Annotated in this window: 24 protein-coding genes; 14 read left to right on the forward strand and 10 right to left on the reverse strand. The window is 64.7% G+C overall.

The genetic code is table 11. The features are described from left to right. Window positions 1-8: 8 nt before the first annotated feature. Entirely contained in the window at window positions 9-1,229 is a 1,221-nt protein-coding gene (locus ACR0R4_RS01430) for a PucR family transcriptional regulator (RefSeq protein ID WP_433645544.1), read from the reverse strand. Between the two features lie 173 nt (window positions 1,230-1,402). Between ACR0R4_RS01430 and ACR0R4_RS01435 the strand changes: the two genes are divergently transcribed. From ACR0R4_RS01435 to ACR0R4_RS01445, 3 genes are all read left to right on the forward strand, one after another. Next, a complete protein-coding gene (locus ACR0R4_RS01435) occupies window positions 1,403-3,442 on the forward strand; it encodes a hydantoinase/oxoprolinase family protein (RefSeq protein WP_433645545.1) in 2,040 nt (679 codons plus the stop codon). After that, a complete protein-coding gene (locus ACR0R4_RS01440; protein ID WP_433645546.1) occupies window positions 3,442-5,430 on the forward strand; it encodes a hydantoinase B/oxoprolinase family protein in 1,989 nt (662 codons plus the stop codon). Before ACR0R4_RS01435 ends, ACR0R4_RS01440 begins: the two co-directional genes overlap by 1 nt. Window positions 5,431-5,754: 324 nt before the next feature. Beyond that, complete coding sequence (locus tag ACR0R4_RS01445; protein ID WP_433645547.1) at window positions 5,755-7,152, forward strand: purine-cytosine permease family protein; 1,398 nt, start codon at window positions 5,755-5,757, stop codon at window positions 7,150-7,152. Window positions 7,153-7,231: 79 nt separating this feature from the next. Here the strand turns inward: ACR0R4_RS01445 and ACR0R4_RS01450 are convergent, their stop codons facing one another. After that, complete coding sequence (locus ACR0R4_RS01450; RefSeq protein WP_433645548.1) at window positions 7,232-8,698, reverse strand: PucR family transcriptional regulator; 1,467 nt, start codon at window positions 8,696-8,698, stop codon at window positions 7,232-7,234. Between the two features lie 93 nt (window positions 8,699-8,791). Here ACR0R4_RS01450 and pxpA point away from each other — a divergent pair, with 93 nt between their 5' ends. From pxpA to ACR0R4_RS01480, 6 genes are read left to right on the forward strand one after another with little or no spacing between them, the layout of a single operon-like run. Next, window positions 8,792-9,526 carry a 5-oxoprolinase subunit PxpA gene (gene pxpA, locus ACR0R4_RS01455; protein WP_433645549.1) on the forward strand — a complete coding sequence of 245 codons (735 nt, stop codon included), beginning with the start codon at window positions 8,792-8,794 and terminating at the stop codon, window positions 9,524-9,526. 45 nt (window positions 9,527-9,571) lie between these two features. Further along, a complete protein-coding gene (locus tag ACR0R4_RS01460) occupies window positions 9,572-9,808 on the forward strand; it encodes an acetyl-CoA carboxylase (RefSeq protein ID WP_433645550.1) in 237 nt (78 codons plus the stop codon). A gap of 34 nt (window positions 9,809-9,842) precedes the next feature. Beyond that, on the forward strand, window positions 9,843-11,198 hold the full coding sequence (locus ACR0R4_RS01465; RefSeq protein ID WP_433645551.1) for an acetyl-CoA carboxylase biotin carboxylase subunit: 1,356 nt from the start codon (window positions 9,843-9,845) through the stop codon (window positions 11,196-11,198). After that, window positions 11,195-12,088 carry a 5-oxoprolinase subunit B family protein gene (locus tag ACR0R4_RS01470; protein ID WP_433645552.1) on the forward strand — a complete coding sequence of 298 codons (894 nt, stop codon included), beginning with the start codon at window positions 11,195-11,197 and terminating at the stop codon, window positions 12,086-12,088. Before ACR0R4_RS01465 ends, ACR0R4_RS01470 begins: the two co-directional genes overlap by 4 nt. After that, window positions 12,078-13,043: a 5-oxoprolinase subunit C family protein gene (locus ACR0R4_RS01475; protein WP_433645553.1), complete on the forward strand. Its 966-nt coding sequence runs from the start codon at window positions 12,078-12,080 to the stop codon at window positions 13,041-13,043. Before ACR0R4_RS01470 ends, ACR0R4_RS01475 begins: the two co-directional genes overlap by 11 nt. Window positions 13,044-13,062: 19 nt before the next feature. Beyond that, complete coding sequence (locus ACR0R4_RS01480) at window positions 13,063-13,257, forward strand: tautomerase family protein (protein ID WP_433645554.1); 195 nt, start codon at window positions 13,063-13,065, stop codon at window positions 13,255-13,257. A gap of 40 nt (window positions 13,258-13,297) precedes the next feature. Here ACR0R4_RS01480 and ACR0R4_RS01485 read toward each other — a convergent pair whose 3' ends face one another. The 4 genes from ACR0R4_RS01485 to ACR0R4_RS01500 form a co-directional block, all read right to left on the reverse strand. Further along, complete coding sequence (locus ACR0R4_RS01485) at window positions 13,298-13,753, reverse strand: SseB family protein (RefSeq protein ID WP_433645555.1); 456 nt, start codon at window positions 13,751-13,753, stop codon at window positions 13,298-13,300. Between the two features lie 88 nt (window positions 13,754-13,841). Further along, window positions 13,842-14,453 (reverse strand): energy-coupling factor transporter transmembrane component T family protein, encoded by a 612-nt coding sequence (locus ACR0R4_RS01490; RefSeq protein ID WP_433645556.1) that lies wholly within the window; start codon window positions 14,451-14,453, stop codon window positions 13,842-13,844. Further along, window positions 14,450-15,238, reverse strand: a complete 789-nt coding sequence (locus ACR0R4_RS01495) for an energy-coupling factor ABC transporter ATP-binding protein (RefSeq protein ID WP_433645557.1) — start codon at window positions 15,236-15,238, stop codon at window positions 14,450-14,452. Before ACR0R4_RS01495 ends, ACR0R4_RS01490 begins: the two co-directional genes overlap by 4 nt. Next, window positions 15,235-15,885, reverse strand: coding sequence for a biotin transporter BioY (locus ACR0R4_RS01500; protein WP_433645558.1), 651 nt, complete (start codon window positions 15,883-15,885; stop codon window positions 15,235-15,237). The genes ACR0R4_RS01495 and ACR0R4_RS01500 overlap by 4 nt, the downstream gene beginning before the upstream one ends. Before the next feature lie 103 nt (window positions 15,886-15,988). Between ACR0R4_RS01500 and ACR0R4_RS01505 the strand changes: the two genes are divergently transcribed. Further along, a complete protein-coding gene (locus tag ACR0R4_RS01505) occupies window positions 15,989-16,582 on the forward strand; it encodes a TetR/AcrR family transcriptional regulator C-terminal domain-containing protein (RefSeq protein WP_433645559.1) in 594 nt (197 codons plus the stop codon). A 216-nt stretch (window positions 16,583-16,798) separates the two neighbouring features. Here ACR0R4_RS01505 and nucS read toward each other — a convergent pair whose 3' ends face one another. The 4 genes from nucS to ACR0R4_RS01525 all read right to left on the reverse strand — a co-directional run bounded on the left by nucS (window position 16,799) and on the right by ACR0R4_RS01525 (window position 21,027). Next, on the reverse strand, window positions 16,799-17,491 hold the full coding sequence (gene nucS / locus ACR0R4_RS01510) for an endonuclease NucS (RefSeq protein WP_433645560.1): 693 nt from the start codon (window positions 17,489-17,491) through the stop codon (window positions 16,799-16,801). 9 nt (window positions 17,492-17,500) lie between these two features. Then, window positions 17,501-18,991, reverse strand: coding sequence for an MFS transporter (locus tag ACR0R4_RS01515; protein WP_433645561.1), 1,491 nt, complete (start codon window positions 18,989-18,991; stop codon window positions 17,501-17,503). A gap of 180 nt (window positions 18,992-19,171) precedes the next feature. Then, window positions 19,172-19,843 (reverse strand): response regulator, encoded by a 672-nt coding sequence (locus ACR0R4_RS01520; protein WP_433645562.1) that lies wholly within the window; start codon window positions 19,841-19,843, stop codon window positions 19,172-19,174. Beyond that, the gene (locus tag ACR0R4_RS01525; RefSeq protein ID WP_433645563.1) at window positions 19,840-21,027 is read right to left on the reverse strand and encodes a sensor histidine kinase; all 1,188 of its coding nucleotides are present in this window, start codon (window positions 21,025-21,027) and stop codon (window positions 19,840-19,842) included. Before ACR0R4_RS01525 ends, ACR0R4_RS01520 begins: the two co-directional genes overlap by 4 nt. 164 nt (window positions 21,028-21,191) lie before the next feature. Here ACR0R4_RS01525 and ACR0R4_RS01530 point away from each other — a divergent pair, with 164 nt between their 5' ends. From ACR0R4_RS01530 to ACR0R4_RS01545, 4 genes are all read left to right on the forward strand, one after another. Further along, window positions 21,192-22,262, forward strand: a complete 1,071-nt coding sequence (locus tag ACR0R4_RS01530; protein WP_433645564.1) for an FtsX-like permease family protein — start codon at window positions 21,192-21,194, stop codon at window positions 22,260-22,262. Next, window positions 22,259-22,978 carry an ABC transporter ATP-binding protein gene (locus ACR0R4_RS01535; protein ID WP_433645565.1) on the forward strand — a complete coding sequence of 240 codons (720 nt, stop codon included), beginning with the start codon at window positions 22,259-22,261 and terminating at the stop codon, window positions 22,976-22,978. The genes ACR0R4_RS01530 and ACR0R4_RS01535 overlap by 4 nt, the downstream gene beginning before the upstream one ends. A 60-nt stretch (window positions 22,979-23,038) precedes the next feature. Beyond that, the gene (locus ACR0R4_RS01540) at window positions 23,039-24,631 is read left to right on the forward strand and encodes an alpha/beta hydrolase (RefSeq protein ID WP_433645566.1); all 1,593 of its coding nucleotides are present in this window, start codon (window positions 23,039-23,041) and stop codon (window positions 24,629-24,631) included. A 128-nt stretch (window positions 24,632-24,759) separates the two neighbouring features. Further along, entirely contained in the window at window positions 24,760-25,485 is a 726-nt protein-coding gene (locus tag ACR0R4_RS01545) for a hypothetical protein (protein ID WP_433645567.1), read from the forward strand. Window positions 25,486-25,533: the final 48 nt, after the last annotated feature.

Consider the following 25,533-nt stretch of genomic DNA (forward strand, 5'->3'; position numbering starts at 1 on the left):
GGGACAGCCTAATGTGGGTCGGTGCCATTGGCTCGCGTTGCACGAAGCTGAGTCGCCGCTATCTCAGGGCGCAGGCTGAGCACCAGATTGGCCAGCGCCGGAGCCGACGTAATCGGCAACCCCAGGGCCTCCTCGACTCTTCCGAGCCGGTACCTGATTGTGTTTGGGTGCACGAAGAGCGCCTCGGCGGTGCGTCCAATGTGCTGCTCGGAAGCGAGATACGTGACGAGCGTTTCCCGCAGGCCCGGGTCGTGCAGAGGAGCGAGTGTGGCTGAAATCCGGGCCTCGAGCTGCTTCGGATCGACGTGTGAAAGCAGCCAGGTGGCGAGATCGATGCGGTCGATCCAGATCGGTCCGATGACCGCCGGGTCGTCAGACGCGGCGGCCCATTGCCGACCAATGTCAAGCGCCGTCTCGGCTTCCCTCACGCTTTCGGGAACTCGGCTCAGCGCGTCGAACGGACCTGACACGCCCACGAGGTAGCGGCGAGACACCGCCTTCAGCCAGGCTTCGCCGCTCGCTGATTCAGGGACGATCGCGGCGATGGCAGCCGGGGCCTCGCGGTCGGTGCGATGCAGCATCAGGAGCAGAGGAGTTCCGCTAGATCGGGCCTGTGTGACTAGCTGCGAGACCTGGGACTCCCGGGCTGACTCGCTGCCAAACGGCGCCAGCTCGACCGCTCGAACCGGAGCGTACGCAGGGAAATCGAACTGGGTCATGCGGCTCCAAAATCGATGCTCTCGAGAGGGCAAGATTCCGTCATGCAGTGAGGCAATGAGTTGCTCGTTATCGCGTCGATCCCTGCGAATTGCTCCGTATTGAATGCCGTGCACCGCACCGAGCAGTCGCTCAGAGGTGTCGAGAATGAGTTCGCCCAGGTGCTCGATCGTTTCTGGCCCCCGGCTCGCAATCGCGATGACGTGGATCCCGTCACGCAGCGCGACGCGGCGACTGCGCACGTGCCAGCGCCCAATTTCCGTCGCAAGATCGCTTTGGTTGGTTGCCGCGATCTCGTTCCAGATGAGTTGGGCAGGAGCAGTGCCCGTGCTTGCGACGATCTTGCCGTCGACATCGTAAATGATGGCGGTTCCGTGGCACAGGACGCCGATGCGATTCGCCAGCGTATTCACGGGTTCCGTCGAGGAAATCGCGGTGAGAAGGGTGTTTGTTATCTCAATGGTGTCGCGCAGACGCTCAAGCTCCGACGGTGGCCCTGAAGAAGTTGGCACGCAAGTCTTCCTGAAATTGTGTGAACTGGATGTTTCGTGTGTTGATTATCGTCTAATTTTGTGGATATTACAACGAGGCTTCGATAATGCTTCGAATTTTCTAATGACCCCCGCGGGTGAGCGGACGAAGGTTGAGAACACCCGAGCTCAACGTTGAACTTCTGGAGGAGCCAATGAGCACAGTCCGTGTAGCAGTCGATGTCGGTGGAACATTCACCGATGTCTGCATTTTTGATGACGAGACGAAACAGATGCGCGTCACCAAGGTGCCATCCACCCCTCACGATCCGATGATCGCGGTGATGAATGGTGTCGAACGTGGCGAGATTGACCTCAGCAATGTCTCCCTCTTCTCCCACGGCACCACCGTGGCGACGAATGCGTTAATCACCCGAAACTTTCCGGCTGCCGCCCTCGTGACGACGCGCGGATTTCGAGACGTGCTCGAGATTCGCGATGGCACCAAGGATGATCTCTGGGACGCCTACAACGATGTGTCGGCACCCTACATTCGCCGGCGCGATCGCTTCGAGGTGACCGAGCGCGTGGATTATTCCGGGAACACGCTCACCGCACTCGATGAGGGTGAAGCACGGGAACTCGCCGAGTTGCTCAAGCGTCGCGGGGTGAGCACCATCGCGGTCTGCTTCCTGAACTCGTATGCAAACCCCGCTCATGAAACCCGGATGCGCGAGATTCTCGAAGAGGTCATCCCCGAGGCCACGGTCTCGACCTCTGCAGAGATCCTGCCCGAGATTTTCGAGTACCCCAGATTCAATACGGCGGTCGCCAACGCGGTTCTGGCGCCGCTCGTGTCGGGGTACGTCAACCGGCTTTCGGATCAGCTCCGGGATGGCGGCTACAAGGGTGACCTCCTGTTGCTGCACTCTGGCGGCGGATCCATGACCCCACGGCTCGTCGAGAAGTTTCCGGTGCGGCTTGCTGCCTCGGGCATCGCGGCCGGTGCGATCTCTGCCAAGCACATCGCGCAGCAGTGCGGATACGACAACGCGGTGAGCCTAGACATGGGCGGCACCTCAACCGACATCGCCCTCGTGGCTGACGGAGAGTTGCGCATCACCCAGGAGTGGCAGGTGGAGTATGGCCACCCGATCATCTTCCCATCGATCGAAGTGCTCACGATCGGTGCGGGCGGCGGATCACTCGCACACATCGACATTGCGGGATCCCTTCGCAACGGCCCGCAGTCGGCCGGCGCAGATCCCGGCCCGGCCTGCTATGACACGGGTGGCGATCAGCCGACGAACACTGACGCGAACGTTGTGCTGGGGCGCCTCGGCTCCTCCCTCGCGGGCGGAGTGAAGCAGCTCGAAAAGTCCTTGGCTCAGCGGGCGGTTCGCCGGGTCATCGCCGAGCCCCTCGGGATGGGCCTGGAGGAAGCGGCACAGGCCATTGTCTCCGTGGCGAACGCCAATATGGCGGACGCGGTTCGCCTGGTGTCGATTCGTCGCGGATATGACCCGCGAGATTTCGCGCTCCTTGCCTTCGGCGGAGCCGGTGCCCTGCACGGCGCGGATGTCGCGCGCGAACTCGGGATCCCCACCGTCGTCGTGCCCCCGAACCCCGGGGTGACGTCGGCCATGGGCTGCCTGCTCGTCGATATTCGTCACGACCTGGCCCAGATGTACACCGGCCTGGCGGCGGCTGCCGACGAGGACAGCATCGAGGAGGCGTTTGTCGCTCTCGAGACCGAAGCCTCGACTCGCTTGCGTCACGAGGGTGTCTCTGACGAGAACGCCATGCTGCAGCGCAAGATCTCAATGCGCTACTCCGGGCAGTGGCGCTCACTCCAGGTGCCCATGGGCAGCGGGCCTGGTGCGCTTGAGCAGGCCGTTCGCACCTTTCACGAGGAATACGAGCGTGAGTTCTCCTTCCGGCAGGACGATGCTCCGGTTGAGGTGTACCAGCTGCATCTCGCGGCCGTCGGCAAGACTCCGAAGCCCGCGTTCCGGCCAGCTGAGGTGATTCCGCAGCCACCGGGCAGCCCAGCCGAGCGTCGGCCGGTCTACTTCGGCGGGCACGGATGGCTCGATACGCCCGTGTACGACCGCGAGAAACTTGCCGCTGGAACCTACTTCCACGGCCCGGCAATTGTCAACCAGCTCGATTCCACCACAGTCGTTCCCCCGCACACCCGGGCCGAGATTGACGAGTGGCTGAACATTCGCATCCACCTTGAGGAGGCCAACTGATGAGTGAAACACTCGCCCGACCGGTAGCGACCGCACGGGAAACGACCCTCGACCCGGTGACGTTCGAAGTGCTGAAAAACGCCTTCGCCACCAGTGTCGACCTGATGAGTGAGCAGATTCTGCGCACGTGCTACTCGTTCGTGATCTACTCCCGTGACTTCTCGTCAGCGCTGTGTGACGCCACGGGGAATACCGTGATGCAGGGCTCTGGCGACATCGCCGTGCACGTGGGCACCCTGCACTTCCAGTGCAAGGCGGTCATCGAGGAATTCGGCGATGACATTCATCCCGATGATGTCTTCGCCATCAACGATCCGTACCGCGGGGGCACGCACTTCAACGACGTGTCATTCATCCGGCCGGTGTTCTCCGAGGGTCGCATTATCGCCTTCGCGCAGAACAAGGGCCACTGGGCAGATATCGGCGGCCGGGTCCCGGGTTCCTTCGATGTTGAGGCCGTCGAGCATTTCGGCGAGGGCCTTCGCATCACCCCGGTGCGAATCTGGTCGAAGGGCGTCTTCTTGCACGATGTGGCTCAGCTGCTCGTCTCGAATACCCGTGCACCTGAACAGGCGATGGGGGATCTGCATGCCCAGTCGGAGGCCACCGCGGTCTGCGAGCGTGAGATTCAGCGCCTGGTCGCCCGCTACGGCACCGAAACCGTCGAAGCGGCGATGCAGGAGACGCAGGATTACGTGGAGCGGACCGTCCGGCGTCGTCTGGAGGGGCTGCCGAATGGCACCTGGGAGACGGTCGACTATCTCGACCTCGACCCTGGTGCGCCCGAATCGCTCGTGCCCGTGCGCATCAAAATGACCCTCGAGGGCAGCGGGATCCACTACGACATCAAGGGTGGCCCGGCGATCAAGACGTTCTTGAACTCAGGGTACGGCACGACCTTCTCGGCGATCTACGCCGGAACGAAGACCTTCTTCCCCGATGTCCCGCTGAACTCGGGCTTCTACGCAGCGGTAACGGCCGACATCGGGCCCGAGGGTACGGTCGTCAACGCCGGTTGGCCCTACGCGGTGACCGGCACCGTGTCTGGCCCGTACGAGAAGCTGATGAACGGCATCTTCGAGCTGTGGTCGCAGATCATGCCCGAGCGCGCGATGGCCTGCGCTTTCAACCTTGAGTACCTCCTCGTGGGTGGCCGAGACGCCCGCACCGACTCGAAGCCGTACTTCATGTGGTACGACTGGATGGCCGGCGGGTGGGGCGGCCGAGTCAGCAAGGATGGCTCGAGCGCGACGGCACCCGTATTCGGCGTCGGACTCGCGGTGCAGCCGTGCGAGGGCCAGGAGCGGCTGTCGCCGGTGATCACCACCATGCTCCAGATCGGCACGGACTCCGGCGGGCCCGGACGATTCCGCGGAGGCTGCGGTATCGAGAAGGGCGGAATCCTCACGGATGCCGAACAGGCCGTGATGAGCTACTGCTGTGACCGCGCTCGCTCGATCACCTGGGGTATTGAGGGCGGTCTGCCCTCGATTCCCCACGGGGTCTGGATGAACAAGGACACCGAGAGCGAGCGGTTCCTCGGATCGATCTTCTCCTCGGTTCCCGTGGAGCCGGGCGACACGTTCTATCGTCCCTCTGCTGGCGGTGGCGGGTTCGGTGACCCCCTCGAGCGCACCCCGGAGGAGGTGCTCGAGGATGTGATTGACGACTACGTGTCGATCGGTCGCGCGGCCGAGGACTACGGCGTGGTCATTCGCGAGATCGACCCGGAACTCGACCAGTACGAGATCGACAAGGATGCGACGCGTGCGAAGCGGACGTGGATCCGGGACAACCGGGCCGCGTGGCTGCACACCGACCCGGCCGAGGTTGCCGAGAAGTATCGCTCTGGCGATCTCGACCTCCTTGATGTCATCCGGCGTCACGGCGTGATCCTCGACTGGGGCACCGGCGAGCTGTTTGAGGAGACCACGCGTCAGCATCGCGAGCAGATGCAGCGGCGTTCGGCAGACCACTGGGGCGCTTAGCCCCTCGGTGCAGCGCCAAGATTGACGCTTGCGCGGAATGGGTCGCCCGTACGGGCGATCCATTCCGGAAACATAGATTTGTGCAAATGACAGAAATATCGCCGCTCATTCCGGCTCATGCCCAGTACTTCTCGGCGGATCCACTGACAACAATGAGATGGCTACGCGGAACTTTGGGATTTTTTCCCGGAAATACGCACCAGCTTCGCCGCGGCCCCGGCCGTTGACGAAATCCCCCGCTGCAGGGACGTGTGCACGCACCGACGCGAGTACACGGGCTGAATCCCGCAGCATCTACTGGAAAAACCAATGGAGGTACAGACAGTGAGTCTCAACCTAACCGGGAGCAACGACGACGTCGAAGCAACCGATGCTCTGGCTCGAGAGGGCAACGACAGTGACCAGATGAGCCGCGGCTCGTTGTCAATGGCCTGGTACGGCGTCGCGAGCGCCATGTTCTATGTCTACGTCGGCGCGGCCATGGCCGTCGCCTATGGCACCGTGAACGCGCTGATTGGCATCGTGCTGACCATCATCGTGTACGGCGTGATTAACGCCATTCTGTCGAAGTACGCGATCAACAACCGCACCACGGTGGCGCAGTTCTCCCGCACCATCCTCGGGACCGCTGGCTCCTCGATCGCGACGATTATCTTCGCACTCATCGCGATCTACTACTCCGTGTTCGAGGGTTCGATCGTCGCCTATGCATTCATGACCGCATTCGGCGGCGAGATGTGGATGTGGAGCCTCATCGTTGTGGCCTACTCAACCCCGCTCATCATCGGTGGAGTGCGTCGCTTCCTCGACAAGCTCAACGGTTGGTTGCTGCCGATCTACTTCTTCGGCCTGATCGCAGCGGTCATCTGGGCGGGCGTGGTCTACGGATTCAGCGACAACTGGCTCACCCAGGCACCTGAGATGCCGGTTCCGTTCGCCATGGGTGGCCCGGGCTGGCTCGCAACCTTCGCCGGGTACATGGGCGTATGGATCCTCATGATGTTCACAATGGACTTCGCGGCTCTCGGCAAGCGCAAGGACACGAAGTTTCACCAGTGGGTCTCCTTTGGTCCGGTCTTCTACGTGCTGGCCTTTGGCTTCTCGGCCGTCGTGGGTATCTTCCTTACCTTCACGATTCCCGGAATGGAGGCCTCGGAGACCGGCATCGCCGGGGGACTCGTGACCATGATGGGCCTCCTCGGCTTGCTCGTCGTGTGGACCTCGCAGACTCGCATCAACACCGCGAACTACTACCTCGGCGCCTCGAACCTGCGGGCCTTCGCTGAGCGCGTATTCCGCGTGAAGCTGCCGAACCTGTTCTGGGTGCTGCTGTCGTCGGTGATCATCTTCCTCCTCATGCTGCTCCCGATCGTGCAGTACCTGCTCCTCGCCCTCGCGTGGCAGGGTGTGCTCGTGACCGCGTGGGTTGCGATCGCGCTGACGCACGTGCTGCTGAGCCGCGGAGGGAGCCAGGAGCACTCTGCGATCGGTGACCAGCACTACCGACCGTTCAACTCGAATGGCCTGATTGCTTGGATCGTGGCAACAATCATCGGCATCGTCATGCTGCAGCTCGGCCAGTTCAACCCTGATCTCGCAGGCATCGGCTCGACCTGGGGCCCGATCCTCACGGTCATTGCAGCCTCGCTCGTGTACGCGCTTCTCTGGCAGGTGCGGCCCTCGAACCGCACCGGCCTGATCAAGGTTGTCGCAACTCGATAGTCCGAAATCCTCTCGGCGGTGTGCCTCGTGTTTCTCGAGGCGCACCGCCGATTGGTGCCGGTGAGCGACTATGCGTGGCCTAGTACGGCTCGAGCTCCACGAGCCGGAGCGCCATCAGGCAGGTCGCTCGGCAATCGAGCGTGTCGAGTGAAATGCCCAGCAGATCTTCAATGCGGCGCAGCCGGTAGCTGAGTGAATTGCGGTGGATAAAAAGCTCTTCGCAGGTGCGCGAGGGCTGCGCGTCGTTACGCAACCAGATCCGCAGCGTTGGGAGCAGTTCGGTCGTGCGCTGCTGATCGTGCTCAATCAGCGGCGCAAGGAAGCGCTCAGCTGACTCGCGAGCGCCCCTTCCCGCGGCTGCCGCCACCACCGCACTCAGGCCAAGCGCCGGTGCCCGAACTGGGCCAGTCACATGCCGCACCAGGTCGAGGGCGTGAACCAGAGAAATGCGCAGCTCGTCGATCGTGCGGGCCGGGCCGTGGAGCACCAGAGGGATCTCGGTCCCGATCCCGAGGAGGCGGGCTGAGATCTCGGCAAACTCTTCACGCGGAAATTGGGCCAAGGCTACGAGGTTGTCGTCGAGCTCGGCCACCCGCACATCGTGAAAGCTGTCGTGCAACGCGACGCGCAGCTTCCAGCCGGCGGCCGCGTGTTCCCCGCTCATGTCGGCGACGAGCAGCGTGGTCTCGGTGCGGCGACTTAGCCCAAGCTCCTGGAACGCATTCGCCACATCGCTGCGCGTGGATTCTGACCAGGCGACGCAACGGTTCACGAAGCGCAGCATGTCTTGGTGGCTGCTTGCGTCGACCACGACGGAGCGGTTGAGCTGGAGTGCGAGAATCGAGGTGACCGAGGCCAGGAGGGACTCGACATCGCCCGGTGATCCATACAAGCGGACCGCCAGCTGGCAGGGGTTACTGAGCCCCATGGGCAACGGCACGGTCAGCACGTCGGGCTGAGCCGCGCGCGCAGCGCCGGTGCGCCACGTCACCGCCTCCGGATACTGTGCGATCAGGGAGTCAAAGGCGTCGTAGACGGCGATTGGCCGTTCGAGCGCGGCGTAGATGGTCGCGAGCAGCGTCGACACCTCGGCACCCTGACTCGCCAGTCGGGCGCAATCGTCGGCGAGTGACCAGCCCCGATCGAGTACCGCGATGCGCTCTGCTTGCAGCATGCCTTCCACGTGCTGATCGATCTTCAGCAGGGGCACGGTGGTCGGCACTTCGAGGAGCGGCACATCGTGTCTCGCACAGGCGTCCACGAGCCCACGAGGGAGCGTGCGATGCGCGGTGCCGATGGCGAATGCCACCGCCGCAACGGGCACGCGAGTGAGTCGCTCGATATAGCCGTCCCAAATGCTCTGCTCCGTGAAGTTCATTCCGATGCCGGAGGTCAGGAGCAACACATTGGGGTCAAGAAAGGGAGTTGGGTCTAGGTGTTCAGTCGGCGCGCACCGAAGGATTTCGCGGCTTAAACGCTCAGCTCCGCTAGGTGTCTCTAGGCGGAGGTGGAGGGAATGCTCGGTGAGCAGGTCCGCGACACGCATGGGTGTACCCTCTCGCATTTGCACAATCACAGCACATTCTTTCTTGCATATGCATAGTAACGCGATCCAGTAACTCGGCGTACCTTTGAGGCCATGACAGCTCAACGACGCGATGTGGTTTCACTGAACTCAGATATGGGCGAGGCCTTTGGCCTGCATTCTTTCGGGAATGACGAGACGCTGATGTCGGTGATTGATGTGGCCAATGTGGCCTGTGGTTTTCACTCCGGAGATCCGGGGACCATGGATGAAACCGTGCGCCTTGCGAAGGAAAATGGCGTGAAAGTCGGTGCCCACCCGGGCCTGCCCGATCTCGTCGGATTCGGCCGACGTGAAATGAAACTCACCCCCGAAGAGGTCGAGTCGATCATTCGCTATCAGGTGGGCGCCTTGAGCGGCTTCCTCACCAAGTACGATCTGCCACTTAACCACATCAAGCCGCATGGCTCTCTCTATGGCATGCTGGCCCGCGACGAGGAACTCATGCTCGGGGCGGTGCGCGTCGCCCGTGACTACGGTGTTCCTGTGTTTGGTATCGCCGGGAGCGCTCACCAGCGGGTTGCGGAGCGAGAGGGAGTGGAATTCATCGGTGAGCTCTACGTCGATCTCGACTACAACTCGGACGGCGGTCTCATCATCCTGCGCCAGCCCCACGAAACCAACATCGAGGCTGCAGCGGAGCGCGCTCGCCGCGCGCTCGCTGACGGCACCATCCTGTCGATAGACGGTGCCGAGCTGCCTATTGAGTTCGGCAGTATTTGCGTCCATTCCGATACTCCGAATGCGGTCGACGTTGCTCGAGCCGTGCGCGCGGTGTTGGATAGCTGAACCGATCACGACTTTCATCACCCCTTCGAACAGAGAGCATCATTCATGAGCACCCAGGTCATTGCCCCGATTCCCGGCATCTTCTACCGTCGACCGGCCCCCGATAAGCCCCCATTCGTGGAGGAGGGAGACACCGTTGCGGTAGGGCAGACCATCGGCGTCATTGAGATCATGAAGCAGTTCACCGAGGTGAGAAGCGAAACGTCTGGCGTGGTCAGCGCATTCGCAGTCGAAGACAACGGAATGGTCGGCCCAGGCGACATCATCGCCACCATCGACTAACTCGCGACACTTTCAGACTGTAAAGGACTCCATCTTGAAGAAACTGCTGATTGCCAATCGCGGTGAAATCGCGGTACGCATTATTCGTACCGCACGTGAAATGGGCATTTCGACGGTCGCGGTCGTCAGCGAAGCAGACCGAGGCTCCAACGCCGAGCGGCTCGCCGACGAGTCGGTGGTGATCGGCCCAGCTCCGGCGGGCCTGAGTTACCTCAACCACGATGCCGTGATTGCTGCTGCGCAAGAGACGGGCGCAGACGCGATCCACCCGGGATATGGATTTCTCTCAGAGAACGCCGCATTTGCGCGCAAGGTGGAGGCCGCCGGACTCACGTGGGTGGGCCCGAGCCCGCAATCGATCGACCTGATGGGCGACAAGTCGCGTGCTCGGCAGGCTGCGCTCGCGGCTGGTGTGCCGGTGCTGGCTGGCACCGAAGGCGCGCTCGACACCTCGGGTGACATCGAAGCGATTGCCGACGCAATCGGGTATCCGATGGTCGTGAAGGCATCAGCCGGCGGCGGTGGACGCGGCATTCGACGCATCGAATCGCGCGACGACGTGCGATCCACCGTTGAAGTCGCCCAGGCGGAGGCCCAGGCCGCGTTCAACTCGAGCGATGTCTACTTCGAGCGCTTCGTCACCCGTGCTCGGCACGTGGAGGTGCAGGTGCTCGGAGACGGTGAAACCTGGGTGCACCTGGGCGACCGAGATTGCTCGATGCAGCGTCGGCAGCAGAAGGTCATCGAGGAGGCACCCGCGCCCAACATTCCCGACCATTTGCGTCAACAGATGCGCGAGAGTTCGGTCGAGCTTGCCCGGCAGTCGCAGTACCTGGGTGCCGGCACGGTCGAGTTTCTCTATGATCCGGAACGCCAAGAAGTGGCGTTCATCGAGATGAATACCCGATTGCAGGTCGAGCACCCGATCTCTGAAGCGATCACCGGTATCGACCTGGTGCGAGAGCAACTGCGCATCGCTTCGGGGGAGAAGCTGGGCTACACCCAGGAGGATGTCACGTTCACCGGGCATGCGTTCGAGTTCCGCATCAATGCTGAGGATCCGGACAACAACTTTCTGCCGAGCCCGGGGCGGATCGACAGCCTTGAACTCTCCGGCGGGCCCGGCGTGCGCACCGACTTCGGATTCTCGGCCGGGCAGACCGTGGTGCCCTTCTACGACTCGCTCCTGGGCAAACTCATCGTGTGGGCAAAGGACCGCGATCAGGCGATCGCCCGGGCGGCGAGGGTGCTGGGCGAAACCGAGATTACCGGCATCAAGACCACGGTGCCGCTGATGCGTAGGCTCGTCGCCCTCGAGGACTTTGCCCAGGCGAAGCATCACACCACCTACATCGAATCCGTGCCTGGCCTGTTGGGAGAATCCGCATGACACTGCCTGAACATGCTCGTTACAGCTGGGGAGGCGACGAGTTCCTGCTCGTGGAGATCGCCCCGGACATGTCGTTGGAAGCAAACTTCGTCTCGAATTCGATCGCGGTCGGTCTCGAAGAACGAGCGCTGCCCGGCATCGTTGACATCTGCCCGGCGAACGCATCGCTTTTGATCCGCTTTGACCCTGATGTGCTCGGGTACCGTGACCTCGAGGCTGCGGTGAAAGAACTCGAATCCGAGGTTCGTCATGCCACGGTGCAAGAGCTTGAAACTCGGATCATCGAAGTGCCCGTCTGGTACAACGACCCGTACACAAACGAGACTGGGGCACGATTTCGGGAGGGCTATCATCAGCGGCCCGAGGGAACGGATCTGGACTACAGCGCCGAGGTGAATGGACTGGCGAACGCGGAAGAATTCATTCGTCGCCACCACGAGACGCCCTGGCTAGTCTCCATGGTGGGCTTTGTGGCGGGTCTGCCGTTCCTGTTTCAACTCACCCCTCGTGAGCGGCAACTCGAGGTTCCGAAGTATCTGAGCCCGCGCACCGACACACCACCACTGACCATTGGTTATGGGGGCTGCTTCACCGCGCACTACTCGGTACGCGGGGCTGGTGGGTATCAAATGCTCGGCATCACGCCCACACCGATCTTCGATCCCGAACAGAAGCTTCCCGATTTCTCCGACTTCATGGTGCTGTTCCGCACGGGAGACATCGTGAAGTACCGGCCGGTTGACGAGGCTGAATACCGGAAGATCGAGGCCGAGGTTGCGGCGGGCACCTACCGCTACAAGCAGGCCCCGGTGACCTTCACCCTCGCCGACGCACTTGCCGATCCCGATGGCTACAACCGCACACTCTTGGAGGCTCTCGATGGCGCTTGAGATTCTTATCCCCGGGCTCGCGACGACCGTGCAGGATCGCGGCCGGTTTGGGTACTACCGCTTCGGGATTCCGCAGGGCGGTGCGATGGATCAATACGCCGCGGGCCTCGCCAACCGACTGGTCGGAAACACCGCCGACGAGGCGCTACTCGAGTGCACGTATCTCGGGCCAAAGTTCACGGTGGACGCGCCCACGGTGATCGCGGTCACCGGCGCACCCCTTGAGGTCTTGGTCAATGGCGAGGCGAAGCCCTCGAATTCGCGGATCGAACTCGCCACAGGAGACGAGGTGTCGTTCGGGATGCTGAAGGGTGGCAGCAAGTTCTTCATTGCGGTTGCCGGAGGGATTGACGTGCCGGAGGTGCTGGGATCCCGATCTACCTACCCCATCGGCAAGATGGGCGGCTTCAAAGGGCGCTCCCTGCAAGTGGGGGATGTCGTGCCCGTCGGAGCACCGCTGCCCGAGACACTGCCCCGGCTAGATGCGGTTCCAGACGAGCTCCTTCCGACGTACGAGCGTGAGGTCACCGTGCGGATCATGCTCGGTCTCTACGATCACAAGCTCACCGACGAAGGGCTCGCGAATCTCACCGAGTCGGTGTGGACGCTCACACCGGTCGCGGATCGCATGGGCCTGCGGTTTGACGGGCCGGGGGCACCCTGGAAAGCCGAGGAGCAGCCGTTTGGTGCGGGGCAAGACCCCTCGAACATCACCGACGCGGGTTACGCGGTTGGCTCGATCCAAATTCCCGGCGGCACCCAGCCGATCGTGCTGCACTGCGACGCGGTCTCGGGCGGTGGCTACGCGCAGGCGGGAACGGTGATCAGTGCTGACATGGACCTGTTCGCGCGCATGGCGCCGGGCACCAAAGTTCGGTTCCAGTCGGTCACGATGGATGAGGCCCTCGCCGCGCGGGCGGAACGTCGGGCGCGTCTCGATCGCGTCTGGTCATAGGTCGAAAGGGAGCAGGGATATGCCACTGGTCACCGTGAAAATGTTTGAGCACCGGCTGCAGCAAGACCCGGAGCTTGCCGAGCGGCTTGCCGTCGCGATCGACGAGGTTGTGGCTGAATATTGCACGGGGCCAGACGGGAAACGCCCCGACACCTGGGTGACCGTCGAGGGCGTACCGCGCACTCAGTGGACGTTTAATGGGGAGACGCGTTAGAGATAGTTGAGCGCTGACCCCGCGTTCCGAAGGCGCGGGGTCAGCGCATCGCTTCGAGGCTGGCGGCATCGATCGGGTCGTCACCCAGAGCGAGGTCGATGTACTTGCGCAGCACGACCAGGGCATCCGATCCCGCGTTGAACTGGGCCGCGACGAATTTGCCCGTGTGGATCAGGCGCAGCGCCTCGTCGATCGGCATGATCGCGCCCTTCGCCTGCTCGCCCTTGCCCTTCGGCAGGGCCGCCCGCAGTTCGTCCATCGAGGTGAAGAGGGGTAGCAGCAACTGCCCCTTCGTCGAGCGGATCGTGCGAATGTGCGTGGCCTTCTTCTTCGCGGTGCCCGTGACGTCGACCACGAGAAACCCCTGGCGCAGCGTGGTCAGAAACGCCGCCAGGTGCGTGTAATCGGGTGCTTGCTGCAGGGCGTGGATCGCCTCACGCACCCCGGTGTTCTCGTAGTCGGCGGTGAGCCCCTCGGGAATCTGCGCTTCAGCCATGCCTCTAGCCTACGGGCCTGGAGCCCTCGAAACGGCGTGTTTGCGGGTGCCTGGGCCCGCGGGCCTGCGGGCGTGTGGTGGAGTGCCGTCAGTCGTCGCCGAGGCCCCGGGCTTGTAACGCCTCGCCTGTGTGGCGGGCGTGCGCGACCATGCGCAGCACGAGCGGGGTGGCGTAGGCGCGCAGGTTGCGGTCAAGGCCGCGCGCGCGGGCGGCGGCGCGGGTCTCGTGCGCGATGTCGATCGCGAGCGGGATCGCGCGGAACGTGAGGGAGAACGCGAGGGCGACGCGCTCAGGGGAGACCCCCAGCGGGCGCAGCGGGCCGAGCGTCCACACCAGAGTGTCGAGCATGTCGTCGGTGGCGGTACTCGCGGTGACCGCGCTCGCCGCAAGAATGAGGGCGAGGAGGTCGGCCGCGACCTCGAGGCCCCGCTCCCACCCGTTCTGCCAGGTCTGAAAGGCGAACAGCAGCACGGCAATGATCGCGAAGCCCCGCACCGCGCGGATCAACCCGCGCGCACCCATGCCCGAGACGATCGCGAGCGCCAATCCGAGGCCGAGTGCGACGAGGGCCGACGGCCAGCCGGGTGCCGCGACGACCGCGATGCCGAGCACGAACAGCCCGAGCAGCTTCGCGCCCGGGCGCATGCGGTGCAGCACGGAGCTGCCAGGACGGTACGCGCCAAGTACGGCGCTGGTCACGCGCGCTCCCGGTACCAGTCGACCGCCTCAGTTGGCGAGGTGGTGCCTGGGGCGGCGCTGTCGTGTACCACCCGGCCCCCGGCGACCACGAGCACCCGGTCACAGCGCGCGGCCAGCTCGAGGTCGTGCGTGGCGACGACCAACTGTTGCGGGAGACCGAGCAGCAGCTCGGAGATCTGCCGACTGTTGCGCAGATCGAGCAGCGTGGTGGGCTCATCCGCGACGAGGATTGCAGGCTCGGTTGCAAGCACGCTGGCGATCGCGAGCAGCTGCTGCTGCCCGCCCGAGAGCGTGTGGACGCTGCGGTCGGCCAGCGCCTCGAGGCCGAACCGCGCGAGCGCGTCGCGCGCGGCGGCGAGGCGATCCACCTTGCGCTTGTGCTGCCGACGTAACGACAGCGCCACATCCTCGATCACCGTGGGCATGACGAGTTGGGTGGCGGGGTTCGTGAAGACGAAGCCGACGAGTTGCCGCACCGCACCGCCATCGTGGGCGGTGTCGAGCCAACGGTCCGAACTGTCGGTGCGACTCGCGCTTCTGCTGTCAGTCTCGCGAGTGGATCCGCCAGCCGGAACCGTGGCTCGCGCCTCGGCGCGCACCCGAACGCTGCCAGTGGTCGGCAGCACCAGCCCGTTCAGCAGGCGCGCGAGCGAGGACTTGCCCGAGCCGTTGGCCCCAATGAGCGCGATGCGGTGCTCGGTCAGGGTGAGGGTGGTCGGCTCGAGGACGCGCACTTCGCCGTCGTGGGTGGGCGCGACAATCGAAGCTTCGTGCAGTTCAATCATGCGTGGTCGGTGGCCACTCGCTCGTTCGCTGCAGGGGTCGAGTCATGGCCGTCCAGGCTGTCGGTCGAGCGTGCGCGGTGTCGCGGCAGCAGGTCGGGAAACGCGCGGTGCACCGCAGTGGCGACGACCGCCGTGAGTGCGATCTTTGCGAGATCTGCGGGGACGAATGCGAGGTTGATGATGAACGCCTCGCCGAGCGTCAATCCGAGCCGCCATGCGAGACCCGCGATGCCGAGCGTGTACACGAGAGCGAAGTTTGCCACGAGGGCCGCGGCGAAGATGAGCAGGCCATTGGTGGCGACCGAGCGGCGGGGGAGGCGTTCGACGATGAAGCCGGTGAGCCAGGCCGCGAGGGGCATGCCGATGAGGTAGCCGACGGAGGGGCCGGCGAACACGGCGAGGCCGGCGGATCCGCCAGCAAAGACCGGTAGGCCGATCGCGCCGATCGCGAGGTAGAGCAGCACCGAGAGGAAGCCGCGGTTCGCGCCGAGCACGGCGCCGGCAAGCAGCACGGCGAAGGTCTGCAGGGTGACGGGCACCGCGCCGATCGGGAAGGCCAGTACTGAGGCGGCGACGATGAGCGCAGCGAAAGTGGCGATGAGCGCGAGGTCGGTGGCTGGGCTGCGGCGAGCGCGGATCTTGGCCATGGGTCTTCCTATTCTCGTGAGGGGGCGTGCGCCTGTGCAAGCACATGAACAGTGTTCACCCTACACTGAACGCTGTTCAGGTGCGACATGTAGGATCTACTGTATGGGTCACAGCCGCACTGATGTCGTCGCCGCCGCGCTGCGCGTACTTGACGAACAGGGTCTCGAATTCTGTTCGATGCGTCGGGTCGCCGCCGCGCTCGACGTGCAGCCGAGCGCGCTGTACCACCACGTGCCCGACAAGCAGACGCTGCTCGCGCTCATGGCCGATGAGCTGGTTTCTGGTGTCGATGGGTCGGGCCCCGCGCAGCTGTGCCGCGAACTGCGACGGGCCATGCTCGCGGTGCGCGACGGTGCCGACGTGGTGGCGACCGCCTCCGCGTATCGGTTGGGAGCGTCGGCGGTCGAGGCTCGGCTCGCCGAAGTTTTGCGCGAGCGTTTCGACGATATGACTCTGGGCGAAGCTGTCGAATCAGCACGCACCCTGCTGCACTTCGTGTTCGGACACACGCAGTCCACCCAGATGTTGCTGCAGGCGCAGGAGTTCGCGGCGCTCGCCGCGGGTCGCCCTGCCGACGCGGCCGCAGATCCACTGGGTGCGTCGCGAGCCGACCTCGAGGCTTCGTTCGACCGCGGGGTTGCCGTCATTCTCGCCGGACTCGCCGTGCGGCTGCAATCGGTGGGCACCTCGGGTTGACGCCGGCGCAGGGTTCAGCGTCCGCGAACCCTGCGCGAGCGTCCACCTCGCGCCGGATTGGGTGAGCGGGGAACGGCTTGATTGCTCGGGTGGGCGTCGGCGCAGGGTTCGAATGCGCTGAACCCTGCGTGAGCGTCCACCCCGCGGGGAAGAGGCAGTCGGTGCCGCGATCCACCAGCGAAGGGGCGAGCTTAGGCCAGTTGGGGTCTGCTGGGGCTAGAAGAGGGTGTTGAGGTTCTGCATGCCACGCAGCGCGTCGTAGTCAAGCACCACACAGCGGATCCCGCGGTCCTCGGCAAGCGTGCGCGCCTGCGGCTTGATCTCCTGCGCGGCAAACACGCCCCGCACGGGCGCGAGCACCGGGTCGCGGTTCATCAGCTCGAGGTAGCGCGTCAACTGCTCCACCCCGTCGATGTCGCCGCGCCGCTTGATTTCGACGGCCACCGATGCCCCGTCAGCGTCGCGCGCGAGAATGTCGACCGGCCCGATCGCGGTCATGTACTCGCGGCGCACGAGCGCATGTCCCTCGCCGAGCACGTCGATCTGCTCGGCGAGTAGCTCCTGCAGGTGCGCCTCCACGCCGTCTTTGATGAGGCCCGGGTCGACCCCGAGGTCATGCGAGGAATCGTGAAACACCTCGAAGACCGAGACGGCGAGCTGATCCGCTGTCTTTGCGTGCACGACCCGCCACACCTCGGTGATGCCGAACTCGCGCTGCTCGTCGTCTGGTTCTTCGGTGGCAATCGAGCACGGCGGGCTCATCCAGTTCAGCGGCTTGTACGAGCCGCCGTCGGAGTGCACCAGAATCGAGCCGTCGTTCTTCAGCATCAGCACCCGCCTCGCGCGCGGCAGGTGCGCACTGAGCCTCCCGGCATAGTCCACAGAGCAGTCAGCCACCACGATTCTCACCGTGACAGCCTACCCGTTTCGAAGCGGGGTGGATCCGCCCTCGCGTGCCGCTCGGGCGACCAGCGCGGTGATGGCGGTAAAGAGCAGCAGTGCCCAAAACGCGGTGAGGAGGCCGATGAATTCGCCGAGCAGACCGAACGCCATCGGTCCAAGCAGCATCGACCCGTAGCCGAGCGCGGAGACCGCGGCGACGTCGCGCACGGCTGTCTCGGATCGATCCGCTGCCGCGGAAATGGCGATGGGCCAGCCGAGCCCGCCCCCCAGCCCCCACGCGATCGTGCCGAGCAGAAGGCCAACGGTTCCGGGAACTACGAGCACGGTAACGATGCCGACAGTGCTCAGGAGGGCGCACGCGTACAGAATCTTGACGCGCCCGAAGCGGTTCAGCAGGGCCGAACCTGTGACGCGCACGAGCATGATCGAGGCGAAAAATACACCCAACATGAGCGCGCCAGTCTGGTTTGCGACCCCCCGTCCGTCGACGAGCGCCAGCGGAAGCCAGTCGGCCGCGGTGCCCTCGACGATGCCGGTGGCGAGGGCGATGAGGCCGATGAGGAGCACACGTCGGTCGCGCCAGGGGGAGTACCCGACGGGCGGAGCGACGCGCGAAGGTGCGGCAGAGGGTGGCTGTGTGGTGGGTGATGGAGACTGCACGGGAATTGGCGAGGTAACGACGGGGATCGCCCCGGTCATGGTCGAGAACGCAGGCTGCCGCCCAGCTGCCGAATCAACAATCGGAATGGGGCCGGTCGCGTCAAACGCGGCGGTCTCGGGGGCGAATGCCCCGGACGCGGTGTCGCTCGAGTTGTTCGTGTCGTGCGCACTCGCGGTGCGGAAGCCGTCTGGAGCAACGTCAGTGTTCGCGGCACCCACAGCGTCTGCGGTCTCCGCGGCCCGTGCACGCAGGCCCTGCTCGTCGGAGGGCACATTGCGCAGGAGAATGATGAGCGCAATTCCGATGACCGCGAAAATTGCAATGAAGTGCAGTTGCGGGCCGATGCCCACTGCCTCGGCCAGGGCCCCCAGACCCATCGCGGCGACGGTGCCGGTGCTGTATCCGGCGTGCATGAGGGGCAGTCGGGCACGGCCCAGGGCGCGCTCGGCGTTCGCGCCGCTCACGTTCATGGCCACATCGGCGGTGGCGAAGAAAAACCCGAACACGAAGAGCACGACGAGCCCGAGCGGGATCGCGCCGGCCAGGATGATCGCCACGGCCACCGGCAGGGCGACCACCTGCGCGAGTCCGGTGATCAGCATCGTGCGCTTCGGGCCGAACCGCTGCACAACCTGGCCGGAGATCACCAGACCGACGACGCTGCCCGCGGCAAGACACAACCCGTAGACGCTCATCTCAAGGGTCGACGCGTCGAGCCGATCGCGCACCGCAGGCAGTCGGCTGAGCCAGGTGCCGAAACTCAGGCCCAGCAGGAGAAAGATGGCGAGCATCGTGCGCACCCAGCGCACGACGATTTGCCGCTCGGTCAGGCCACGCTCAGTCACCACACGAGTGTAGTGGATCAGCGCCACCTCACCGGGTTCGAGCGCCTGCGAAAGCACTGGTCAGCGCAAGAAATTCATGTCTCGGCCATCAGTTCACCGCTCACACACTGGCCTGGCGCTTGGAGCTGGGCGATCCGACGGGTCTGAGTGCTGCACCCAGAGGGCCTCAGCCCGGCCCGCTCATCGCAGGATGCCTCTCAGCCGGGCCGCAGACACCGCCGCGGTGCGGGAGGAGACATCAAGCTTCGAGTAAATGTGCGCCAGATGTGACTTCACGGTGGTCTCGCTCAGGAATAGCCGGTGCGCGACCTCGGTGTTGGAGCAGCCGCTGGCGACGAGTCTGAGCACCTCGATTTCGCGACTGCTGAGGTTGACCTGTGGGGCGCGCAGCCGATCCAGCAGCCGCGATGCTATCACCGGCGCGAGGGCGCTCTGTCCAGCCGCCGCGGCACGCACCGCCGCGATGAGCTCGTGCGGGGGAGCGTCTTTGAGCAGATACCCGCTCGCACCGGCCTCGACGGCGCCGAGGATGTCGGCATCGGAGTCGTAGTTGGTGAGCACCAGCACATAAGGCGGCGCCTCGAGCGCCCGAATGCGGCGGGTGGCCGCCGCGCCGGTCGAAACGCTGGCCGAGTCGCCTCCGGCCGTGCCGCTCGCGCCGCCCAGGCCGCTCGCGCCGCCGAATTGCAGATCCATGAGCACCAGGTCGGGGTTTTCGCGTTCGGCTGCCTCGACTGCCTCGTCAGGGGTGGCCGCTTCCGCCACCACGCACACGTCGTGTTCGAGGCTCATGAGTGCGACGAGCCCAGCGCGCACGATCGGATGATCATCGGCAATGACGATGCGGATCATTGTGCCCCCAAGCCGGGCAGCGTCACGGTGAGAGTGGTGCCATGCCCCGGAGCTGAGCCGACGGAAAGCGTGCCACCGAGCTGCTGCACCCGTTCGCGAGTTGCGTGGAGTCCAAACGAGTCAGAGGTGCTGGGCGACCCTGTCTCCAGTGCGCGCGGGTCAAACCCGTCGCCGTCGTCGGTCACAACGAAGCTGAGGGTTTCGGAATCGGTGGCCAGGCTAATTGTCGCCGAGCTCGCGCGCGCATGTTGAATCACGTTGGCGATGGCACCCTGAGCGATGCGCAACAACGCCGTCTGTACGTGCATCGGCAGGGTCACGGAATCTGACACGCGCACCTGCACCGTCAGGCCCTGCGCAGCCCAACGGGATTCGGCGAGCCGCCGCAACGCGCCGCCAAGGCCGTCATCGTCGAGTTGCGGCGGGGTGAGTTCACGAATGAAGCGGCGCGCCTCGGTGAGGTTCACCGCCGCGGTCTCGCGAGCCAGCCTGAGGTGTTCGACCCCAGGCCGCTCCGGGTCTGCCCGCTCGGCGGCGTGCAGCAGCATGCCGATGCTCGACAGCCCCTGGGCAAGGGTGTCATGGATCTCTCTTGCCAGGCGCGCGCGTTCAGCTAGAACTCCTGCTTCGTGTTCGGTCGCCGCGAGCTGGCTGCGCGCGTCGATCAGCTCGCGCACGAGCTGTTCACGCTGTGCGGCCTCGCGGGCGAGTTCTTGCGTGCCCAGCCCGATCAGCAGAGCGACCCCGGCTCCCACGAGCGGGCCCACCACGCCCCCTACGCTCCACCCATCGTGCAGACCCAGCGCAAAGATCGCTGCCGCGGTCGCCGCGAGAATCGCCACTGGCCCCCACCAACGCCCAAAGAAGTAGAGATAGAGAAAGAACAGCGGGAATACAAGGTAGGCGGCCTCGGAACTGAACCAGAGGAGGATGACCCATTCGAGACTGAGTGCGCCGATCCACCACAGCCCAAGCCGGCCGAAGCGTGGCCCTCCGGGCCGCGCGAACACCGCGCCGAGCGCGTAAGTGATCAACAGCACCGCAGACAAGCCGATGACCATGCCGCTATGCGCGCCGGGGGCGAGCGCCTCGCGAATCAGGACCAGGGCGATCAGGCCGAAGAACAGTAGGTGCGCGCCCACGCGCAACACCACGAAGACCGGGGTCATCGTGGGGGAGGTCATGCGCTGAATCTTACGGGCCTGCGGCGCGAATCACATCGTTCAAAAGGATGAGCCGCGCTTCCGTCGTTTCGCCGCTGCGCGCTGTGCGGACGGCCGATGACGGGCGGGCTGCCCGGTGGAAAAGTGGGACTGTCATCGAATTCGTTGGCGTGAAAGGAACCCACATGTATGTCGCACTCAGAGACCTCCGCTTCGCCCGGGGCAGGTTTGTGCTGATCGGATCGGTGGTGGCGCTCATCACGGTGCTCGTTGGATTCCTGAGCGGGCTCACCGGAGGGCTCGCCACCCAAAACATCTCTGCGGTGCTCGCGATTTCCGCAGACAGGATCGCTTTCTCGGCCCCAGCCGGCGGCGAAGCCGGTGCCAGCTTCTCGGACTCGGCGCTCACGCAGGAGCAGGCGAGCGCGTGGGCGGTGACCGACGGCGTGACCGCTGTGGAGCCCCTCGGGATCAGCCAGACGCGAGGTGAATCAGGCGACACTCGAGCCGCGATCGCCCTCTTCGGAGTGCAACCAGGGTTCGACGCGACCTCACCCACCGGCGACGGGCGACTGGGGCTGTCTGAGCCAGCCGCGGCCGCGCTGCAGGTCGATGCCGGTGATGAAGTGGCGATCGCAGGGGTGCAGTACACCGTCGAGACCGTGGAGGGCGACGGTTGGTACAGCCACACACCGGTCGTGAAGATGACCCTGAGCGACTGGCAAGCCTATGCGGCCACGACAGGCAGCCCCGACGCGTACGCGACCGTGCTGGCGATCAGCGGCACGCCCGACTGGGAGGCGGGGGACGCCGCGAACGACACGCTTTCGGAGGGCACCCTGGGCTCACTGATGGCCCTCAGTGCCTTCCGCTCGGAGATCGGCTCGCTCCTGCTCATGGTCGCTCTGCTTTTCGGTATCTCGGGCCTCGTCATCGGCGCCTTCTTCACTGTGTGGACGATGCAGCGCAAAGGCGATGTTGCCGTGCTGAAAGCCCTCGGCGCGAGCACCCGCTCCCTCGTGCGCGATGCGCTCGGCCAGGCGCTCATCGTGCTGGTGCTCGGGATCGGCACTGGCCTCGGTCTTGTCGCTGTCATGGGCACGTTCGCCGGCACTGCCCTCCCCTTCATGCTTAGCCCGATCACCACGCTGCTGCCCGGCGCGATCATGATCGCACTCGGACTCGCAGGGGCCGCATTTGCCCTCCGCTCGGTAACATCCGCCGATCCACTCACAGCACTCGGGAGCAACCGATGATTCGCCTCGATAACATCACCCTCACGTTTCCTGACGGAGATGCGCGCATTACGGCCGTCGACCGGGTCACCCTCACCGGCAGGCCCGGTACGGTGACCGGGATCACCGGGCCGAGCGGCTCAGGAAAATCGAGCCTCCTCGCCGTCGCGGCGACCTTGATTCGCCCCGACTCGGGCAGAGTTCTGATCGATGACATCGATGCCGCCGAGCTGAGTGCTGGCGAGACGACCGAGCTGCGCCGACGCACAATCGGCATCGTGTTCCAACAATCGAACCTCATTCCCTCGCTCACCGCGCACGAACAGCTGGCGGTCATGAACGAACTCGGTGACCCACACAGTCACCGCAACCGGGCGAAGGCGAACGCCCGCGCGAACGACCTGCTCGACGCGGTGGGCCTCGCCGCGCAGCGGGACAAACGCCCGCACCAGCTCTCTGGAGGGCAGCGGCAACGAGTCAACATCGCACGCGCGCTCATGAACGACCCAAAGGTACTCCTGGTTGACGAGCCGACGAGCGCGCTCGACCAGGAACGCGGTGCCAGCATCATCGACCTGATCCTGCAGCTCACTGATCAACTCAACACGTCAACCTTGCTCGTGACTCACGACCTGGTGCAGCTTCCCCGTATGCACGGATCGGTGCACCTCGTCGACGGCAGACTCTCGTTGGCAGAGAGCCCCACCGCGCAAAGCCCGATGCCCAGCGGGACGTAGACGAAAATCCAATCTTGGATGGTGTGCAATGGGATGCATTTTTCCCACTAGCATTTCCCTATGGCCACGAATCCCCCCTCTCGCACGCGGCGGCGCACGCGACCGAGCGCGGCACTGCTTGCCGGGGTTCTCGCCGCGGGCCTCGCGCTCAGCGGCTGCAGTTCACTGTTCGGCCTGGGAATGGGTGCGGGCGCACCGGCTGAGGTTGACCCGCTCGATCCACGCAGCATGAGTAGCGAGTGGCAGGCGGAGAATTTCGCGGCCTACTACGAGCAAGAGATCGAGTGGTACGCGTGCGGCGAAGAGGAGGGCCTCGACGAGTGGTACGCCGATGAGCTTGCGGCCGCCGGCTTCGACCTCGAGCAGATCGGCTGTGCGTATATTCAGGCACCGTACGACTGGGAAAACCCATCGATCGAAGAGTCGATCGAGCTGAACATTGTGCACATCCCGTCGACCAGTGGCGAACCGCTGGGCACGCTGCTCGGCAACCCCGGCGGGCCCGGCGCCCCGGGGGTCGAGTACATGCTGGGCATGGCTGTTGCACCGGGCTTCGAAGCGGTGGCGGCCAATTACGACCTCCTCGGCTTTGACCCGCGCGGCATCGGGCGATCCACCCCCATCGATTGCGACGGCGGTGGATCGCAGCTGCCCGTCGTGCAGCTGGGCGCCTGCATCGCCGACAACCCCCTCACCCACACCATGGGCACCTCCCAGGTCGCGCGCGACATGGAACTCATGCGCGCGCTCATGGCCGACGAGAAGCTCAACTTTCTTGGGTACTCGTACGGCACGATGCTCGGCGCGACGTACGCCAGCATCTTCCCGGAACGGGTGGGTCGGATGGTGCTCGACAGCGCCGAAAACGCGGAGTGGGCAAGCCTGATCCACCTGTTTGATCAGTCGGTGGCGATCTCAAACGCCACGATTGCGCTCGCGACCGCCTGCCGCACGGAGTACGAGGACGAGGTGGAGGTGTGCCCGTTCGTCAACGAGAAGACGCTGCTTGCCGTGCTGGCGCAACTCGATGCCGAGCCGCTCGTCGCGACCGACGGCACGGCGATCACGGGTCGGTTGCTGCAGGAGTACCTCACCGGCGCGCTCTACCAGAGCCACTTCGAGCGGGGGCGCACGCTCGACACGATTGCCCTGGCGCTCTTTGGCGATCAGGAGGCGATCGACACGATCGGGGCCGATTTCTCGGGGGAGCATGTGCCCGACATGGCGATGCGGGTGGTGACGTGCCACTCGTTCCCGATCGAACCCGACATTCCGGGGCTGCTGGAGCACATCGAGAGCGTCGGCATGCCCAGGCTGCTCGGTGGGCCCGAGATCACCGACGAGACCCTCGCACCGTTCACCGACCTGTCGTGCTACACGCTGCCCGGCAGCGGGCTTGACTTCACCGAGTCGTACGATGCGACGGGGGCGGATCCGATCCTCGTCATCGGCATCACCGGAGATCACGCGACCCCGTTCCAGTACGCCGAGGTGCTCGCGTCAGAGCTGGGTGATGCGACCCTGCTAACGCTTGATGGCCAGGGGCATGCGGCCTCGTACTCGGCGCGATCCACGTGCATTGATGAGCGCACGACCCGATACCTGGTGGCTGGAAAGATGCCTGCGGCCGGCACGGTCTGCCTCGATGACTGACGCGTCACACGCGATCTCTGTTTCTCACCTCGTTTAGCGGTGTGTTTGTTTGGTTGTTTGTTTGTTTGTCTGTTGCTCTGCGCGCTTGACCCCTGTTTTCCCCCGTCTCTAGACCCAAGGAATCACCCATGACCTCTGTGCCCGAAACCGCATCTCCCGCGCCCGCAACGGCCCCAACCCACGCAGAGCCCGCTCGCGAGAGCTGGTTTAGCCGCCAGTTCGAGCTCGTCATTGCCGTGCTGTTGGGTGTCGCCTCGGTGATCACCGCCTGGGCCTCGTTCCAGGCTTCGCTCTATGACGGCGAGATGTCGGCGGCAAACACGAAGGCGAGCGTCTTGGCGGCAGAGGCCGAGTCGCTGTACCTCGAGGGCAACCAGCAGTACGTGAGCGACGGGCAGCTCTTCGATCGCTTGACCGAACTCGAGATCCAGTCGACGAGCGCCGACGCTGCGGCCGCGGCCGTCGCGCTGGAAACGGTTGAGGTGTTGAGCTTCCAGTCGATGACCGAAGATTTCGCGGCGGCCATGGACTGGGCTGCGGCGGAGAACGAGGCCGACCCCGAGTACTTCACCCACCCGCAGGCCAGCGAGGACTACCAAGCCGTGCTCTTCGGCGGCTACCAGGAGGTCAAGGCCGAGGCTGACGCGGCTCTCGAGAGCTCGGCCAAGTTCAACGAACTGGGCGATCAGCTGACCCTCGGAACCGTGTTGCTCGCCATCTCGCTGTTCCTCTTCGGTATTGCCGCGATCATCCGCAGCTTCCGCCTACGCCTCATCATCACCGGGGTGTCGACGGTCGTGATGGTCGTTGCGACGGTCATGTCGGTCATCGTGGTGAACACCCCCGTTTCGTAAGCGAATCGGCTGCGCCCCGCGCTCGGATGCGGGCGGAGCAGTGCGTTT

The organism is Leucobacter fengyongliangi (genome assembly GCF_050971685.1).
Lineage (GTDB): Bacteria > Actinomycetota > Actinomycetes > Actinomycetales > Microbacteriaceae > Leucobacter.